Raw genomic sequence first — 17,890 nt, 5'->3', positions numbered from 1 at the left:
GGCAATGGCGACCTTGACGCCCGTCCGGCCCCGAGGCCACGTGCCCCCGGCCGGCGAGGGTTTTTCCATCGACCGTCTTCACCGGTCCAGCGCCCGGCCCGATGCGGCGTCCGGGAAGGGAACGCAGCGATGGATGGCGACGCGACGTTCCGACTTGCGAACGATCAGGGCCGCGCTCGCCACGCCGCCGAAGCGCTGTTCGCGTCGGTGAGGCGCGAGCTCGTGCCGATCATGGCCCGCGCGAGTGTCGCGCGCCGGCCACAACCCCATGCCAACCGACGGCGTGGCACAAGGAACAGTTAACCATCCCGGCCGTATCGCTTAACCGGACGCCATCAGGAACCGGAACGCCGGACCCATGTTCGCATCCCACCGCCTGCTTCGGTCGATCGTCCTCGCGGCGAGCCTCGCGCTGACCGCCAGTCCCTCCGCGCGGGCCCAGGACGGCGACAAGTCCGTCCGCGCGTCGGCGGCGGTCGCCATCGCGGCGGACCTATCGAGCGGCGGTCCCGGCATCACCAAACTCACCCTGACCCTTTCGAAGGCCATCGAGGCCCGCGCCTTCGTGATGGAGCGGCCCGACCGCGCCGTGATCGATCTGGCGGAGGTCAACTTTCAGCTCGGCACGGAGACCGGGCGCAAGCGCGAGGGTGTGGTCGCCTCGTTCCGCTACGGCCTGTTCGCACCCGGACGCTCGCGCATCGTCGTCGACCTCGCCCAGCCCGCCACCGTCGGAAAGATCGAGACGGTGACCCGCGCCCGCGACGGGGCCGTGCTCCTGACCGTCGAGTTCCAGCGCAGCGACCGCGAAGGCTTCAAGCGCGCTGCGGTGGCGAGCGATCCGGCACCCCAGGCGCGCAAGGCCGTGGCTCCGCCCGAGGCGACGGATGCCCGCCCGCTCATCATGGTCGATGCGGGCCACGGCGGCACCGATCCCGGCGCCATCGCCGCCACGGGCGTGTTCGAGAAGGACATCGTGTTCGGCTTCGCGCAGGCCCTCGTCGCCCGCCTCGAATCGGGCGGACGCTACCGGGTGCGGATGACCCGCGACCGCGACGTGTTCGTGCCGCTCTCCGAGCGGGTGCGCATCGCCCGCGACGCGAAGGCCGACCTGTTCGTCTCGATCCACGCCGATTCGATCCAGTCCGCCCCGCAGGTACGGGGTGCGACCATCTACACCGGCTCGGAGAAGGCCACGGACGCCGAATCGGCCCGCCTCGCCGAGCGCGAGAACAAGGCCGACGCCGCCGCCGGCACGGAGTCGAACGAGGGGCCGGGGCACGTCGCCGACATCCTCCAGGAACTCACCCTGCGCGAGACCCGCACCTTCTCGTCGGGCTTCGCCAAAGGCCTGATGGCCCAGCTCGGCCCCGTCATGGAGATGAGCCCCAAGCCCCACCGCGAGGCCGGCTTCATGGTCCTGCGCTCACCCGACGTGCCGTCCGTGCTGGTGGAGCTCGGCTACCTGTCGAGCAAGCGCGACCTCGATCTCCTCCAGTCGGAGGCCTGGCGCGCCGACGTCACCGGCGGAATGGCCAAGGCCATCGACGCGTTCTTCGGCAACCGGACCTCCCTGACCCGGCCGAACCCGCCCCGGCGTTCCGCGGCAATCGCCCCAGTTTCACCATAGAATGAGAGTGAAACCGGGGCTCACGGCGCCCCGGTCCAACCGACGTCGCGACTTCGACGGGAACGGCCGCGCGGGTAGCCCCGAGCGAACGCCGCCCTTCCTCATGCCCGCTGCCGCGAGCGGCGAGCCGCGTCCAGGCCGGACCGGTGGCAGATTCAGCGACGAACGGGACCCGGATGCGCATCATCCTTCGTTTCTTCGGCTTCCTGTTCAGCATCGGTGCGATGCTGTTCGTGGTCGCCTCGGCCGCCGGGGCGTTCTTCTACTGGAAGTACAGCCAGGATCTGCCGGACCACGCGGCGCTCGCCAATTACGAGCCGCCGGTGATGAGCCGGGTGCATGCCGCCGACGGCTCGCTGCTCGCCGAGTACGCCACCGAGCGCCGTCTCTATCTGCCGATCCAGGCGATGCCGAAGATCGTCGTCGCGGCCTTCCTCTCGGCCGAGGACAAGAACTTCTACAAGCACGGCGGCGTCGATCCGGAAGGGCTGGTCCGCGCCGCGCTGACCAACTTCAAGAGCGGCAAGAAGCAGGGCGCCTCGACCATCACCCAGCAGGTGGCGAAGAACTTCCTGCTCAGCCCCGAGCAGACCTTCGAGCGCAAGGCCAAGGAGGCGCTCATCGCCTTCCGGATCGAGGCCGCCTACTCGAAGGACAAGATCCTCGAACTCTACCTCAACGAGATCTTCCTCGGCACCATCGTGCCCGGGCGCAATCTGCACGGCGTCGCGGCGGCGGCGCTGGACTACTTCGGCAAGTCCGTCCACGAACTGACGATCAACGAGGCGGCCTACCTCGCCGCCCTGCCGAAGGGGCCGAACAACTACCACCCCTATCGCCAGACCCAAAAGGCCCTCGACCGGCGCAACGAGATCATCGGCCTGATGGCCCAGAACGGGTACATCACCAAGGAGGAGGGCGACGCCGCCCGCAAGATGCCGCTCGGCGTCAACCCGCGCGTCGCCTTCGCCAACGCCGCCAACGCCAACTACTTCACCGAAGAGGTCCGCCGCGAGATCGCCGAGCGTTACGGCGAGAAGAAGCTCTACGAGGGCGGCCTCTCCGTCCGGGCGACCCTCGACCCGAAGATGCAGGCCTGGGCCCGCAAATCCCTCGTCGACGGCCTGATCCGCTACGACCAGTCCCATGGCTGGCGCGGGGCCCAGGCCAAGGTCGACCTCGTCGGCCGCGACTGGGGCTTGGCCGTAGCCGAGGTTCCGGGTCTCGGCGACGTGCAGCCCTGGCGCCTCGCCGTGGTACTGAGCACCACCGGGGGCGCCGCGCAGATCGGCCTCCAACCCCGGCGCGAGGCTTCGGGCCAAGTCTCGAAGGATCGGGAGACCGGCACCATCGCGGCCGAGGGGACGCGCTGGACCGGCCGCTCGCCCGCCGCCGCCCTCAGTGCGGGCGACGTGATCTACGTCGAGGCGATCGACGGCGGCCGCGGGGCCTACCGCCTGCGCCAGCGTCCGGAAGTCTCCGGCGCCATCGTGGCCATGGACCCCTACACGGGCCGCGTCCACGCCATGGTGGGCGGGTTCTCCTACGACGAGAGCCAGTTCAACCGGGCGACGCAGGCGATGCGTCAGCCGGGCTCGTCGTTCAAGCCGATCGTCTACTCGGCGGCCCTCGACAACGGCTACACGCCGTCCTCGATCGTCCAGGATTCGCCCATTACCATCGAGGCCGGCCCCGGCCAGGAGGCCTGGACCCCGTCGAACTACGACGGCAAGTCCGGCGGCCCGCACACCCTCCGCTACGGCATCGAGCACTCGAAGAACCTGATGACCGTGCGGCTGGCGAAGGACGTCGGCATGCCGCTCATCGCCGAGTACGCCCGCCGCTTCGGCGTCTACGACGACATGCTGCCGGTGTTGCCGATGTCGCTCGGCGCCGGCGAGACCACGGTCATGCGCATGGTGACCGCCTACTCGATGCTCGCCAATGGCGGCCGGCGTATCCGTCCGACCCTCATCGACCGCATCCAAGACCGGGTCGGCGAGACCATCTACAAGCACGACGCCCGCAAGTGCCTCGGCTGCGACGCGGAGAAGTGGTCCGGCCAGGACGAGCCGAAGCTCGTGGACGATTCCGAGCAGGTCCTCGATCCGCTCACCGCCTACCAGATGGTCTCGATCATGGAGGGTGTGGTCCAGCGCGGCACCGCCACCATCCTGAAGCAGGTCGGCAAGCCGCTCGCTGGCAAGACCGGAACCACCAACGACGCCAAGGATGCGTGGTTCGTCGGCTTCTCCCCGGATCTCGCCGTCGGCGTCTATATCGGCTTCGACAAGCCGCGCTCGCTCGGCGACCGCGCCACGGGCGGCGGCCTCTCGGCCCCCATCGCCCTCGACTTCCTGAAGCAGGCCCTCAAGGACAAGCCGCCCACGCCGTTCCGCGTCCCGCCCGGGATCAAGCTCATCCGCGTCTCGGCCTCGTCCGGCATGCGTGCCGGCTCCGGCGAAGGCCCCGGCACGATCCTCGAGGCGTTCAAGCCCGGTACCGCGCCGCCCGATGCCTACGTCGCGGCGCCCAGCAACGCCCCGCCCAGCGGCGGCGCTCCGCCGGACGCGGACCGTGCCGCTCAGGCCGGCGGCCTGTACTGAGACGCAGCCTTCGAAGCGGCCGGGACCCGATCCCGGCCGTTTTCGTTCACCGGAACCCTATTCCCGTTTGTCAGAAGCCCTTGCGCGCCAGGGCCAGGGCCGCGAGCTTGTCGATGTCGAAGCCGGCCTGGGGCACGTCGACCATGAAGCGTTCGGCGATTTCCGAAACGACGAAATCGGGGCGGACCCGCGCGATGGTGTTCCAGTCGATGCTCGTCGACCACAGCACATGCACCTCCCGGAACGTGTCGGCGAAGAGCGGCGTCAGGGTGCCGGTGGCGCCGTTGGGCGTATGATGCGCGTACGAATCCCCGAACAGGACGAGGCGGCGTGGATCGGCCCCGGGTGACGCGTTGCGGAAGATCGCGTGGGTGCCGATATGCGCGTCGCGCCCCCGGCCCTCCTGCTCGAACGCCGTGATCAGCGCGTTGGCGTGGACCCTCCGGGCCGCGCTCTCGAACAGGCACGGCTCGGCGACTTCGCAGCGGACCGGCGTGAACTTCGAACCGAGATCGCCGCCATAGACCTGGGGCGTGCCGATGCGGCGCTGGGCGATGTCGTAGCGCGGACGCACCCCGAGGCTCCGGCAGATCTCCGCATAGGCGAGCCAGCCCCCCGCGAAGGTCCAGTGGGTGTCCGTGTGGCGATAGAGCGCCGTGTCCCGGGCCCGCACCCGGAACGGCGGCACGAGATCGACATAGGTTCGACGGGCCGGCGACAGGCGCAACCAGCGTTCCAGGCGCACGGCCGGCGCGCGGTCGGGGTCGAGGGCGAGGCCGTCGAAGGCGTGGCCGTGGATGGCGAGCTTTTCGGGGGCGACGACGTGGGCGTAGCGAATCCCCATCTTCTCCAGGCGCCGGGTCCGAGCCTCGAGGAGGCGACGCCAGCGCCACAGCTTCCCCCGGGGAAATCCGGGCGCGCCGTACTGCGCCTGGACGGCGTTGCTGCCCCCCGTGAGGAACAGCCAGCCGTCGCGCCCGACATGGATGTCGGGATGGATCGCGGTCTGTGTGTGCGGCTCTATGGCTGCGGAAAGGCTCATTCGGGGGGTCTAATCGGGTTCGCGGCGGCGTGCCAACGCGCCCGGGTTAGTGCCTTGATCGGACGCGGGTTTCCAAGCCGATATCCAGGTTGCCCCTGGTGTGGCCCATCGGAATCCAGACGTCGCCGGTTTCAGTGGTGGTGATGCGCGGCCGGGGCGCCGGGGGCGGTCGCGTTCGGGCTCGTCGCGCCGATGGGCGCGACCGAGAAGGTGACCGGGACGGTCCCGGCGCGTTCGAAGGTCAGGGTGCCGGAGACGGGCTCACCGACCTTCGGGGCGGACTTGAGATCCTCGAACATCAAGTGAAGACCGCCGGGCTTCAGTTCCAGGGTCTGGCCGGGTGCGATGGGCAACCCGTCCGGCACGGCCGCCATCTTCATGACGTTGCCCGCCATGGTCATGGAATGGATCGCCCCCCGGCCCGCGGTGGTGATGGCCGCCCCCGTGAGCCTGTCGGCCTGCGTACCGGTGTTGGTGACGCGAACGTAGCCGCCCGCGACCTTGGCGCCCCCCGGCGTCGCCCGCATCCACGGTGTCTCGATCCGCAAAGTCCCGGCCGTGATGGGCTCGGCGGCGCGCGCCTGCGGCACGAGACCGAGGGCGGAGGCCACGAGAGCGAAGCGCAGGGCGGTGCGGGCGGTTTGATTCATCGCAGGGGTCCGTTGGGTCGGGCGGTAGGACGAGATGGCGGGGTCCGGTCGGGGACGGCCGAGGCAGGTCGACCATGCGCGCAAATCGATCGTGCGCAAGGGCACTTCTTCGGCGTGCCCACACCCTGCGGTGATTCCCCGGGCGACCGGTCCACGACGGCGCCGTCGCGGAGGCGCCCCGGAACCATCGCGTGCTTCGAAAAAAGCGAGCTGTGTCGGAGACTTGCGGAGAGTGGCGCGGCCTGTCTGCCTCCGATCCTCCCCGGCCCAATGCGGTGCTTCGGCGATGCCCGAGCGGTCCGTAGGCCCGATTCGTGCCTGCACCGGTCCTGTGGCGGGGGCGATACGCCCGCGCGGAAGTCATCGCAAAGTCCCGCAGCGCCATATTGTAGCCCGGACGCCATGAGTTCTTAACCGCACCCCGACACGTTCGCGGCAAGGGGTGCTTCGGACACGGCGTCATGCGCCGGCGGCCGGGCACCGCACGCCGCACCCTACGTCAGATCAGAGTTCGCCCGATGCTGAAACAGGCTCTCCATCCCAGGTCTTCCGGCCTCCACAGGTCCCTCGGCCTCGCCCTCGCCGCGTCCGTGGCCTTCATGGCTCAGTCCGCTTCCGCCCGCGAGCCCAGCGGCTACGCCCAGGCCGAGTGGGCGCAGGACTACGCCGCGCCGACCACCATGCAGGTGCAGCGCTCCTCGACGCCGATCCTGTCGCCGCAGACGATCGCCGCTTCGGAGCAGACCATCGAGCGCTACCGGGATATCGTGAACCGGGGTGGCTGGAAGCCGGTCTCGGGGGCCGACCGCCTGCGCATCGGCTCCAAGGGCCCGGCCGTGAGCGCCGTGCGTCAGCGCCTGATCATCTCCGGCGACCTCGATTCGGCGTCCGGCGGCTCGGGCGTCTACGATTCCTACGTGTCGGCCGGCGTGAAGCGTTTCCAGGCCCGCCACGGCCTCAGCCAGACCGGTGCCATGAGCATGGCGACCCAGCAGGCCATGAACGTGCCGGCCGATATTCGCCTGCACCAGCTCGAAATCAACGTGGTGCGCCTGCGCTCCTACGCGGGCAACCTCGGCAACCGCTTCGTCATCACCAACATCCCCGCCGCCCTGGTCCAGACCGTGGAGAACGGCCAGGTCGTGACCCTGCACGCCGCCGGCGTCGGCAAGATCGACCGCCAGTCGCCGATCATGAACACCAAGGCGACGCAGATCAATTTCAACCCCTTCTGGACGGTCCCGGCTTCCATCGTGAAGAAGGACCTCATCCCCAAGATGCAGAAGGATCCGAACTACCTCACCGACAACAAGATCCGCATCTTCACCGGTGAGACCGAGATCTCCCCGGCCTCGGTGAACTGGAATTCGGACGAGGGCACGCGCTACCGCTATCGCCAGGATTCGGGTGCCGACTTCAACTCCATGGGCATCGTGCGGATCAACATTCCGAACCCGCACGGGGTGTTCATGCACGACACCAACTCGAAGGGTGTCTACGGCGACGACTTCCGCTTCATCTCGTCGGGCTGCGTGCGCGTGCAGAACGTGCGCGAGTACATCACCTGGCTCCTCAAGGACACGCCCGGCTGGGGCCGCGACCAGGTCGAGCAGGCCATCGAGAGCGGCAAGCGGGTGGACGCCACCCTCAGCACTCCCGTGCCGGTCTACTGGACCTACATCACCGCCTGGGCGACCCCGGACGGCTCGGTGCAGTTCCGCGACGACATCTACAAGCGCGACGGCGTGAACGTGCCCTCGACCCTCTCGGCCCCGACCCCCGTCGCCAGCGCCGAACAGGTGCCGAGCTTCGAGCCGGGCGACGAGGAGAACTAAGGCAGCGAAAGGGGATCGGCTTCTCGAGTCTCTGATCTTTTCCGGGGCGGGTGCCATAGGGCTCCGTCCCGGATGACGGCATCCTGTCTGTTGTTTTTGCTTGTCGATCCCGGCCGATTCAGGACATTTGGCTCGTGTAAGGCCGGGACGAGCACAAAGTCACTTCGCGAAAACAGTTCTCAATGGCGTAGGGAAGCCTCGATCTTCGGTAGCAGAAGTTCGTTCTCGCGTGCCATGCGTATCGCCTTTTGGTCCCGGAGGATAAGACTGTCCTGGGGATCGAATACGACGCCGTCACGCATCTGGGCGAGTGTCACGGCAGCGATATAGGCGGCGACGCATTCGGGTAAACCGGACCAATAGAAGGCATAAGCGGTGCTCCACCTTCGACCAAAGTCGATATCGTCGTAGGTTTCCGTGAGTTTGTCGAAATCGCACGGTCGAAATTCGAACGAAGCATCACGGGTTTTCCATTTTGCTTTGATCAGGCCCCCTTCCCCTATGAGGATCTGATCTCGGGAGAATTTCAAGTCGAACCCAAATCCGTCGATGGTTTTTTGCCATTCGATAAGGTTCGGAAACTGGCCGTCATAGAAAACGTAAAGATCCATGCTCATGGGTTCGGCCCTATGATTGAGAACGAACTAACCATCGCGTAGATGTAGCTTTTCGCGTCGAGTCCCTTCGAGATGTGCAGCTCGACGATAGGGACGTCGTCGCCGACGCCGAGATGCTGTCGGATCTGTGCCGCGCGTTCCGGGGTGAGCTTCGCGCCACCGGTCTTGACATCCCATACCGCCAAGATGGGCGCGGCATTCGTTCGACCGTCGCGGAGAACAATATCCGTCCTGATGCTGCCATCGAGGCCATACCGCACGGTGTCGCCGAGACTGAAACTCTGTTCGACTCCGCGCCGGCCTATCCCAGGAAAATCGGACTCTCTGATGAGTTTTGCTGCCTCGGTGTGGATGGCCGTTCCGTAGAGAGGCCCCCTTCCGGTCCCGACATTGGCGACGACTTCCTTCATGACCTCCACGAGGCGATCGGACGTCAGATCGATCTTCGGATGACCGGTCCGGTCGCGTCGAACGACGACGATGCCAGGTCCGCCTCCTCCACCATTCCACCGCCCTCTCTCGTCGCGAGACTGGCTGGCGTTGAACCCGGCCTTCACGGCATCGTAGGCGCTTCGAAGTAGAGCCAGTCGCAAGCGGATGGCAGCGACCTCGCATCGGTGGAGAGCAATCTGGAACTGCCGCGACATCATGCGTACCTCCGAATCGATGTAGGTCCTTATTCCCATACCATCTCGAAAAATACAACTTATGAGTGTTTTATCGCGTGACGATCGTTCCGGTTTGGCATCGCCGGAGTGGCGGCACGGTTTGTTCCAGGACTTCGTGCCTTCGTTTCAGAGAGCGCGTGAAAGTTTTTTTGTAGGACACCGCAAATTAGCTGCGCTTGGCCCGATCCCGCCGCCCGTGTAATAAAATGCGCATCGAGCGTCCGCCCGCCGTAACGCCAGCGGATAACGGACGCCTTCGCCCGTTCAACAATCGAGGCCATCCATGAGCGCCGGTACCGTTGCCGACAAGCACTTCTCGAATTCCTTCTTCAACGCGTCGCTCGCCGACGCCGATCCGGAAGTGGCCGCCGCCGTCGGTCAGGAACTCGGTCGTCAGCAGCACGAGATCGAGCTGATCGCCTCCGAGAACATCGTCTCCAAGGCGGTGCTCGAGGCTCAGGGGTCGGTCCTCACCAACAAGTACGCCGAGGGCTATCCGGGTCGCCGCTATTACGGCGGCTGTCAGTTCGTCGACATCGCCGAGAACCTCGCCATCGAGCGCGCCAAGCGCCTGTTCGATTGTGGCTTCGCCAACGTGCAGCCGAATTCCGGCTCCCAGGCGAACCAGGGCGTGTTCATGGCTCTCATGCAGCCGGGCGACACCTTCCTCGGCCTCGACCTCGCCGCCGGCGGCCATCTCACCCATGGCGCGCCCCCGAACGTCTCGGGCAAGTGGTTCAAGCCGGTCTCCTACACCGTGCGCCGCGACGACCAGCGCATCGACATGGAGCAGGTCGAGGCGCTCGCCCACGAGCACAAGCCCAAGGTGATCATCGCGGGTGGCTCCGGCTATCCCCGTCATTGGGACTTCGCCAAGTTTCGTGAGATCGCCGATGCCGTCGGCGCCTACTTCTTCGTCGACATGGCCCACTTCGCCGGCCTCGTCGCCGCCGGGGTGCACCCGTCGCCGTTCCCGCACGCGCACGTCGCCACCACCACGACCCACAAGACCCTGCGCGGCCCGCGCGGCGGCATGATCCTGACGAACGACGAGGCGCTGGCCAAGAAGTTCAACTCGGCGATCTTCCCCGGCCTCCAGGGCGGCCCGCTCATGCACGTCATCGCCGGCAAGGCCGTGGCCTTCGGCGAGGCCCTCAAGCCCGAGTTCAAGATCTACGCGCGTCAGGTCATCGAGAACGCCAAGGCGCTGGCCGACACCCTGATGTCGGGCGGCTACGACATCACCTCGGGCGGCACCGACAACCACCTCATGCTCGTCGACCTGCAGAAGAAGGGCCTCACCGGCAAGGCGGCGGAAGCGGCGCTCAGCCGCGCCGACATCACCTGCAACAAGAACGGCGTCCCGTTCGATCCGGCCAAGCCCACCATCACGTCGGGCATTCGGCTGGGCACCCCGGCCGGCACCTCGCGCGGCTTCGGCGTCGCCGAGTTCAAGCAGATCGGCGGCTTCATCGTGGAAGTCCTCGACGGCTTGGTCGCCAAGGGCGAAGCGGGCGATGCCGAGATCGAGGCGGCCGTGAAGCAGAAGGTTCACGCCCTCACCGACCGGTTCCCGATCTACGCCTGAGACCAGGCGGTGTTCGCGCTTAACGCGTGCACCGCAACACGCTAAGGGAGACGGCCGCGGACCGGAGGGTGCGCGGCCGTTTCTCGTTCTTCCCCGCTCCCCGCACAGGTGTCCGCCCGATGCGCTGTCCCTATTGCAGCGGCCCCGACACCCAGGTGAAGGATTCGCGCCCCACCGACGACGCCATCCGGCGGCGCCGGGTCTGCCCGGATTGCGGCGGCCGCTTCACCACCTTCGAGCGGGTGCAACTGCGCGAACTCACGGTGCTCAAGCGCTCGGGTAAGCGGGTGCCGTTCGACCGGGACAAGCTCGAGCGCTCCATCGGCGTGGCCCTGCGCAAGCGCGCCGTCGACCCGGAACGCGTCGAGCGCCTCGTCAGCGGCATCACCCGGCAGCTCGAGAGCGGCGGCGAGGGCGAGATCACCACGGAATCCATCGGCGAACTGGTGATGGAGGGGCTGAAGGGGCTCGACGACGTCGCGTATGTGCGCTTCGCCTCCGTCTATAAGAACTTCCGCGAGGCCAGCGACTTCAAGGCGCTCCTGGGTACCTTGGCCGAGGCGCCACCCGGGGCCGCTCAGGGCGAGGAGTCCGACAGCACGGTGACGCCCCTGCGCGCCAAGCCCCGTCCGCGACCATGAGCGCGCGCGACACCGCCTACATGCGGCTGGCCCTGGCCCTCGGCCACCGCAATCTTGGGCGGACCTGGCCCAACCCCTCCGTCGGCGCCGTCGTGGTCGCGGACGGGCGCATCGTCGGACAGGGCGTGACCGAGGCCGGCGGGCGGCCCCATGCCGAACCTCAGGCCCTCGCCATGGCGGGCGCGGCCGCGCGCGGCGCCACCCTCTACGTCACCCTGGAGCCGTGCTCGCATCACGGCCGCACCCCGCCCTGCACCGACGCCATCCTGGCGTCCGGGATCGCCCGCGTGGTGACTGCCTTCGAAGACCCCGATCCGCGCGTCGCCGGACGGGGACACGCCCTCCTGCGCGAGGCCGGGATCGCCGTCGCGACGGACGTCCTGCGGGAGGAGGCGGCCCGCGACCATCGCGGCCACGTCACCCGCGTGACCCTCGGGCGGCCGAGCCTGCACCTCAAGCTCGCCCGGACCCGGGACGGCTTCGCCGCCGGGGCGCCGGACCAGCGATTGCGCATCACCGGCGCAATCGCCGACGGTGCCGTCCACCTGTGGCGGGCCCATGCCGACGCGATCCTCGTCGGCATCGGCACGGCCCGGGCCGACGACCCGTCGCTCACCGTGCGCCTGCCCGGCCTGTCCGGGCGCTCGCCCCTGCGCGTCGTCCTCGATTCGAGCCTGCGGCTCCAGCCGTCGAGCCACCTCGTTCGAGGCGCGCGCGACATTCCCACCCTCGTGGTCACCACCCGCAACGCGCCCGCCCATGTGAAGCGGATGCTCGTTTCGTTCGGCGTCGAGGTGATCGGCGTCGCCGCCGACGCGGCCGGGCGGGTCGATCTGCCCGCTGCCCAGGAAGCCTTGGCCGAGCGGGGCTTCACCCGCCTGTGCTGCGAGGGCGGCCCCCGCCTCGCCGATGCCCTGGCGCGCGCCGACCTCATCGATGTCTGCACCCTGATCACCGGACCCACGGCCCTCGGGACGGGCGGCCTGCCGGCCATCGGGCCGCACCTCGCATCCAGCCTGGAGAAGGGCCATCTGAAGCCCGTCGAAGCGCGCGCGTTCGGTCCCGATCGCGCGATAACGTATGAGCGGAGCGTCTAGATGTTCACCGGTCTCGTCACCGATGTGGGAGAGGTCGTCGGCGTATCGGGGGACGACCGCCTGCGCCGCATCCGCATCCGCTCCGCCTACGATCCTGCCACCATCGCGCTGGGCGCCTCCATCGCCTGCTCCGGCCCGTGCCTGACGGCGGTCGCCGTGGACCCGGTGGCGGGGGGATGCGAATTCAGCGTCGACGCCGCCGCCGAGACCCTGGCGCTCACCACCGTCGGCACCTGGGTCGCGGGCACGCGGGTCAACCTCGAACGCTCCCTGAAGGTCGGCGACGAACTCGGCGGCCACCTCGTCACCGGGCATGTCGATGGCCGTGCCGAGATCGTCGCCCGCGACTCCGTCACCGGGGGTACCGGCGATCCGCAATGGGCGCCGAGCGACCGCTTCACCCTGCGGGCTCCGGCCGGCCTGTCGCGCTTCATCGCCCAGAAGGGTTCGGTCTGCCTCGACGGCACCTCGCTGACGGTCAACACGGTTGCCGACGATCTCTTCTCCGTCCTCCTCATCCCCCACACCCTGGCGGTGACGACGTGGGGCCAGCGGCGCCAGGGCGATGCCCTCAACCTAGAGGTCGATCTCATCGCCCGCTACGCCGCGCGCCTCACGGAGGCGCAAGGCGCCCTGACCCGCTGAAGCCCTCCGCCGGGGAGCCGCTTGTCGGCCGGGCGCCTTCGGTCTATCGCTCGGCCCATCCGATCGGGCAGGCTATGGCACGGGCTCGACGCGCGAGCCGGGACAACCCGGCCGATCCAGGGCGGCAACGTCGAGACGCACGAAAAGTCCGCTCCCGCGCCGCGCATCCACAAGGCCCCACGATGGTTTCGACCCAGCACGTCCCCCGCCCGTCGCCCGCCATCGTCCGGGGCGCCCGCGTCCTCGTGGTCGAGGCCCGCTACTACGACGAACTCGCCGATGCGATGCTGGCGGGCGCGCGTGCGACCCTCGACGCGGCCGAGGCGGAGACGACGGTGGTGACCGTGCCGGGCGCCCTCGAAATCCCTGCCGCCATCGCCATCCTGGTCGAGGCCGCCGCCCGCGCCGGCCAGCCCTACGACGCCGCCGTGGCGCTGGGCTGCGTCATCCGGGGCGAGACCGGACATTACGACATCGTCGCGAACGAGAGCGCGCGCGCCCTCATGGACCTCTCCGTCGCCCGGTTGCTGCCGCTGGGCAACGGCATCCTGACGGTGGAGACGGAGGCGCAGGCCTTCGCCCGCGCCCGCGTGTCCGAACTGAACAAGGGCGGCGGTGCCGCCGAGGCGGCGCTGGCGGTGCTGGCCCTGAAGCGGGCCGCCGCGGCCGCGCCCGTCGGAGAGGATTGAGCCCCATGGCCAAAGTCATCGAGCGCAGCGGCGCGCGCCTCTCCGTGGTGCAGGCGCTTTACGAGATGGAGATTTCCGGCAAGGGCGTCATCGAGGCAGTGGCCGAGTTCGAGACCTTCTGGATCGGCCAGACCGTCGACGGTGTCGAACACCCGCCGGCCGAGATCGCCTTCTTCCGCGATCTCCTGCGCGGCGTGGTCGAGGAGCAGCGCGCCATCGATCCGATGCTCGACAACGCCCTGTCGCAAGGCTGGCCCCTGAAGCGCATCGAGATGGTCCTGCGCGCGATCCTGCGCGCCGGGGCCTATGAGCTCATGCACCGCCGCGACGTGCCGGCCCGTGCCGCCATCTCCGAATACGTCGATGTCGCCCACAGCTTCTACGGCGGCGACGAGCCCGGCATGGTCAACGCCGTCCTCGACAAGGTGGCCCGCGAGGTCCGGGGCCAGGAATTTTCGGGTCTGCCGGGTTCCAGCCTGCCGGGTTCGGGCCGGGCGTGAGCCGCGACCGTCCCACCGAGGACGGGCTGATCGCGCGTTACTTAGCGCCGCTGGCCGGCCCCGGCGCAGACGGGATGCGCGACGACGCCGCCACCCTCACGCCGACCCCCGGCCACGACCTCGTGCTGACCGCCGACGCCATCGTGGCCGGTGTGCACTTCTTCCCCGACGATCCGCCGTCCTCCATCGCCCGCAAGGCCGTCGGGGTGAACTTTTCGGATTTGGCCGCCAAGGGGGCGGCTCCGCGCGGCATTCTCCTGACCCTGGCCTTGCCCGACGATTGGACGGAGGCGTGGCTCGCCGCCTTCGCCAAAGGCCTCGGCGACGCCCTGTCGGCGTTCGGCGGCGCGCTGCTGGGCGGCGACACGGTCCGGGCCGCCGGGCCCCTGTCGGTGGGCGTCACGGCGCTGGGCGAAGTGCCCGCCGGCACCATGGTGCGGCGGATGACGGCGGCGATCGGCGATGTGCTCTGCGTCAGCGGTACCATCGGCGACGCCGCCCTCGGCCTGCCCCTGTGCCGTTCACCCCTGCCGGATTGGGGCGATGCCATCGGCGCGGCGGATCGCGCCGCCCTGGTCGAGCGCTACCGGCATCCGCGCCCGCGCCTCGGCCTCGCACCGGTCCTGAGGCGGCACGCCCGTGCCGCCATGGACATCTCGGACGGCCTCGCGGGGGATCTCGCCAAGATGCTGAAGGGGGAGGGGCGCTGCGCCCTTGTCCGTCTCGCCGACGTTCCGCTCTCTCAAGCTGCTGTAAGCGCCGCAGTGCACGCGCCGAACCTGATGGATACGATCGTCACCGGGGGAGACGATTACGAGATCCTCTGCGCGGTTCCACCCGAAAGCCTCGCGGCGATTCGCGCCGGGGCGGAAGCCGTCGGCATCCCCCTCCACCCCATCGGTACGGTCTTGGCCGGGGACGGGCCCCCCGTCTTCGAAGCCGCGGATGGCGCGCGAAAGACCTACGCGGCGGCCTCCTTCAGCCACTTCTGACGCGGCGCATCAGGCGGCCTCGTCGTCCTCGGGCGGCTCCGGATCGGCGGTCCACTGGGTGGCGAAGGCCGCGAGCTGGCGCGCGTCGGCGAACGCCATCACGGCGACCACCCGGTCGGCCGGCATCGCGCCCGGATAGGGGGCGAGCAGCACCGTCTCCTGGGAGAACTTCGCGCCGGGCGCGTGTTCGGCGATCCAGGCCTCGGCCTCCGGCGCGAGCCGGGTCGGATCGGAGGCGTCGCGGGCGCGGGAGTCCGACCGCAACACCAGCACGTAGGGGCCGAGCGTCGGGTTACGCTGCTGAAGAGCCTGGATGATGTCGATCATGGTGTCCTCGTCGCGCACCGGACCCGAGCCCGGCGGCGGCCTACGGTTGAATATCTTCGCTGATACTAATTCCGGCTCGATCGTTCGGGGGCCGACGCGGGTCCCCCTCTCCTTCCAGGAGGGGGGGCACGTCGCGTGAATACCGACCGAAGTCATCACCCGGAAACCGTATTAGCCAAAAACCCTCAGTGCAGTTTCACCCGCGATTCCGTACGGCGGGTCAGCGCGCGGGCGACGGCGTCGAGGGCGGTCTTCACGGTGCCGTGCAGGGCCTGCTCGTGCATCTTGTACAGCGAGCGGTACATCATCCGGGCGAACAGCCCGGCGATGAACATGTTCTTGCCCCGCACGAAGCCCATCAGGCTGCCCACCGTCGAGTATTCGCCAAGGGACACCAGCGAGCCGAAGTCGCGGTACTTGAACGGCTTCAACGGCTTGCCGGCGATCTTGGCGGGGATGAGCTTGATGAGATGGCTCGCCTGCTGATGCGCCGCCTGGGCGCGGGGCGGGATCGGCGTATCCGAGCCCTTCTCCACGAGGTAGGCGCAGTCGCCGATGGCGAAGATGTCTGGGTCGCGCGTGGTCTGCAGGGATGGCGTCACCACGAGCTGGTTGTTGCGCGTGGTCTCGAGGCCGCCGATGTCGTGCAGGAACGGCGGCGCCTTCACGCCGGCGGCCCAGACCACGAGTTCGGACGGAATGAAGCCCCCGTCGGCGAGTTGCACGCCGTCGGCCCGGACCTCGGTGACGCGGGCGTTGATCCGCACTTCGACGCCGATCTTGTCGAGCAGGCGCACCACGTCCTGCGACAGGCGCTCGGGCACCGCCGGCAGGATGCGGGAGGCCGCCTCCACCAGGGTGATCTTGAGGTCTTTGTCCGGGTCGATCCGGTCGAGGCCCGTGGAGGCCACGTCGCGGGTGGTCCGATGCAGCTCGGCCGCGAGCTCGGTGCCCGTCGCGCCGGCGCCGATCACCGTGACGTGGAGCTGGCCCGGACGCACGGGGCCGACCTGGGTGTGGGCGCGCAGCATGCCGTTGACGAGGCGCTGGTGGAAGCGCACCGCCTGGTCCTGCGTGTCGAGGGCGATGGCGTTCTCCTTCACCCCCGGCGTGCCGAAATCGTTGGTGGTGGAGCCGACCGCGAGCACCAGGGTGTCGTAGCCGATGGACCGCACGGGCGTGACCTCGCGCCCCTCCGCGTCGTGGCTCGCGGCGAGCTGGATCGTGTGCGTCGCCCGGTCGAGGCCGGTCATCTGGCCGATGCGGTAGCGGAAATGGTGGCGGTGGGCGTGGTGGAGGTAATCCACCGCGTGGTGGCCGACATCGAGGCTGCCGGCGGCGACCTCGTGCAGCAGCGGCTTCCAGATATGGGTGCGCGCGCGGTCGACGAGGGTGACGTGGGCCTTGCCGGACTTGCCCAGCGCGTCGCCGAGCTTCGTCGCCAGCTGAAGGCCCGCCGCGCCGCCGCCGACGACCACGATGCGATGCAGGTTTTCCACGGATTCGCCCGGTACCATGCGTTTGTCGTCCTGCGTCTCGTCAAGGAAGGGGGCGGATGTCGAGCCAGCGTGAACGCCGTTTGGCGCCGGGGGCACCGCCCATTCTTAGAACGCTTATATTTGGGGTGAGCCCGTTCGGGTCAAAGAAAATTATGCGTCAGGCAGGCGCGCCGGGCTGGCGCAGGGGGTGCGCCCGCGCGAAGGCCTCCTGCGATAGGCAATCCTCCGCGATGCGCCGGACCGTCGGGTAGGGCGCGGTCTCCACTCCGAAGATGCCGGTGCCGACCCAGAGGCTGACAAGGCAGAGGTCGGCGTGGCTCACCGCGTCGCCTTGCGCGTAGCGTCCGGTCCCAGGCTCCCGGGTCAGGCGAATCTCGAGGGTCTTCAACCCGCTCTCGAACCAGTGGCGCACGAAGCCCATCATCCGGTCCTTCGGGATGTCGTAGGCCTGCATGAGGTAGTTGCGCACCCGGGGCACATAGAGTGGGTGGGTGTCGCAGGCCACCACCTGGGCGAGCGAGCGGGCGCGTGCACGGGCGCGCGGATCGGCCGGCAGCAGCGGCACGGCGGGGTGGATGTCCTCGAGATAGTCGAGGATGGCGAGCGACTGGGTCAGGGGCGGCCCGTCGCCGTCGAAGAAGGCCGGCACCGCGCCCTGCGGGTTGATCGCCAGGAACTCTGGCTTGAATTGGTCGCCCGCATCGAGATCGATGAAGGTCTCTTCGCAGGGGATGCCCTTGAGGTTGAGGGCGATCCGCACCCGGAAGGCGGCGGCCGAGCGCCAGTTGCCGTACATCTTCACGCGCGTCGTCTCTCCGTGGCGATGCGCGACCACACCCGACATCGCTCCGGACCGCAACCCCC

At 68.8% G+C, this 17,890-nt stretch carries 16 protein-coding genes and 1 pseudogene; 10 read left to right on the top strand and 7 right to left on the bottom strand.

Annotated features, from left to right (window positions below; translation table 11 throughout):
• Positions 1-358 precede the first annotated feature (358 nt).
• Positions 359-1,630 (top strand): N-acetylmuramoyl-L-alanine amidase, encoded by a 1,272-nt coding sequence (locus tag ASF22_RS00510; protein ID WP_056260565.1) that lies wholly within the window; start codon positions 359-361, stop codon positions 1,628-1,630.
• Between the two features lie 176 nt (positions 1,631-1,806).
• Complete coding sequence (locus ASF22_RS00505; RefSeq protein ID WP_056169923.1) at positions 1,807-4,236, top strand: penicillin-binding protein 1A; 2,430 nt, start codon at positions 1,807-1,809, stop codon at positions 4,234-4,236.
• A gap of 70 nt (positions 4,237-4,306) precedes the next feature.
• On the opposite strand, the gene ASF22_RS00500 is transcribed toward ASF22_RS00505, so the two are convergent.
• On the bottom strand, positions 4,307-5,278 hold the full coding sequence (locus ASF22_RS00500; RefSeq protein ID WP_056260564.1) for a hypothetical protein: 972 nt from the start codon (positions 5,276-5,278) through the stop codon (positions 4,307-4,309).
• A gap of 131 nt (positions 5,279-5,409) precedes the next feature.
• A pseudogene (locus ASF22_RS00495) lies at positions 5,410-5,859 on the bottom strand (copper chaperone PCu(A)C); the annotation flags it as partial.
• A gap of 587 nt (positions 5,860-6,446) precedes the next feature.
• Between ASF22_RS00495 and ASF22_RS00490 the strand changes: the two are divergent.
• Positions 6,447-7,763, top strand: a complete 1,317-nt coding sequence (locus tag ASF22_RS00490) for a L,D-transpeptidase family protein (RefSeq protein WP_056260560.1) — start codon at positions 6,447-6,449, stop codon at positions 7,761-7,763.
• A 179-nt stretch (positions 7,764-7,942) separates the two neighbouring features.
• On the opposite strand, the gene ASF22_RS00485 is transcribed toward ASF22_RS00490, so the two are convergent.
• Together ASF22_RS00485 and ASF22_RS00480 are read right to left on the bottom strand one after the other, a co-directional pair.
• Positions 7,943-8,374 (bottom strand): hypothetical protein, encoded by a 432-nt coding sequence (locus ASF22_RS00485; RefSeq protein WP_056260559.1) that lies wholly within the window; start codon positions 8,372-8,374, stop codon positions 7,943-7,945.
• Positions 8,375-8,376: 2 nt separating this feature from the next.
• The gene (locus ASF22_RS00480; protein WP_156630000.1) at positions 8,377-9,030 is read right to left on the bottom strand and encodes a hypothetical protein; all 654 of its coding nucleotides are present in this window, start codon (positions 9,028-9,030) and stop codon (positions 8,377-8,379) included.
• A gap of 301 nt (positions 9,031-9,331) precedes the next feature.
• Between ASF22_RS00480 and glyA the strand changes: the two genes are divergently transcribed.
• From glyA to thiL, 7 genes are all read left to right on the top strand, one after another.
• Positions 9,332-10,636: a serine hydroxymethyltransferase gene (gene glyA / locus ASF22_RS00475; protein WP_056086469.1), complete on the top strand. Its 1,305-nt coding sequence runs from the start codon at positions 9,332-9,334 to the stop codon at positions 10,634-10,636.
• 119 nt (positions 10,637-10,755) lie between these two features.
• A complete protein-coding gene (gene nrdR, locus ASF22_RS00470) occupies positions 10,756-11,277 on the top strand; it encodes a transcriptional regulator NrdR (RefSeq protein WP_056169900.1) in 522 nt (173 codons plus the stop codon).
• Complete coding sequence (ribD, locus tag ASF22_RS00465; protein ID WP_056260557.1) at positions 11,274-12,374, top strand: bifunctional diaminohydroxyphosphoribosylaminopyrimidine deaminase/5-amino-6-(5-phosphoribosylamino)uracil reductase RibD; 1,101 nt, start codon at positions 11,274-11,276, stop codon at positions 12,372-12,374. Before nrdR ends, ribD begins: the two co-directional genes overlap by 4 nt.
• Entirely contained in the window at positions 12,375-13,019 is a 645-nt protein-coding gene (locus ASF22_RS00460) for a riboflavin synthase (protein WP_056260555.1), read from the top strand.
• Positions 13,020-13,201: 182 nt separating this feature from the next.
• Entirely contained in the window at positions 13,202-13,708 is a 507-nt protein-coding gene (ribH, locus tag ASF22_RS00455) for a 6,7-dimethyl-8-ribityllumazine synthase (RefSeq protein WP_056169891.1), read from the top strand.
• A gap of 5 nt (positions 13,709-13,713) precedes the next feature.
• Complete coding sequence (gene nusB / locus ASF22_RS00450) at positions 13,714-14,208, top strand: transcription antitermination factor NusB (RefSeq protein ID WP_056260554.1); 495 nt, start codon at positions 13,714-13,716, stop codon at positions 14,206-14,208.
• The gene (thiL, locus tag ASF22_RS00445; protein WP_056260551.1) at positions 14,205-15,200 is read left to right on the top strand and encodes a thiamine-phosphate kinase; all 996 of its coding nucleotides are present in this window, start codon (positions 14,205-14,207) and stop codon (positions 15,198-15,200) included. Before nusB ends, thiL begins: the two co-directional genes overlap by 4 nt.
• Positions 15,201-15,209: 9 nt before the next feature.
• On the opposite strand, the gene ASF22_RS00440 is transcribed toward thiL, so the two are convergent.
• From ASF22_RS00440 to maiA, 3 genes are all read right to left on the bottom strand, one after another.
• On the bottom strand, positions 15,210-15,527 hold the full coding sequence (locus ASF22_RS00440; protein WP_056260893.1) for a hypothetical protein: 318 nt from the start codon (positions 15,525-15,527) through the stop codon (positions 15,210-15,212).
• Between the two features lie 185 nt (positions 15,528-15,712).
• Positions 15,713-17,044, bottom strand: a complete 1,332-nt coding sequence (locus tag ASF22_RS00435) for an NAD(P)/FAD-dependent oxidoreductase (protein ID WP_056169883.1) — start codon at positions 17,042-17,044, stop codon at positions 15,713-15,715.
• Positions 17,045-17,183: 139 nt separating this feature from the next.
• Positions 17,184-17,828 carry a maleylacetoacetate isomerase gene (gene maiA / locus ASF22_RS00430; RefSeq protein ID WP_056260892.1) on the bottom strand — a complete coding sequence of 215 codons (645 nt, stop codon included), beginning with the start codon at positions 17,826-17,828 and terminating at the stop codon, positions 17,184-17,186.
• Between the last annotated feature and the right edge of the window lie 62 nt (positions 17,829-17,890).

Source organism: Methylobacterium sp. Leaf87 (assembly GCF_001422775.1).
In the GTDB taxonomy this organism is placed as follows: Bacteria; Pseudomonadota; Alphaproteobacteria; order Rhizobiales; family Beijerinckiaceae; genus Methylobacterium.
The sequence above is the reverse complement of the archived record's forward strand: the minus strand, read 5'-3'. Positions and strand labels throughout refer to the sequence as shown.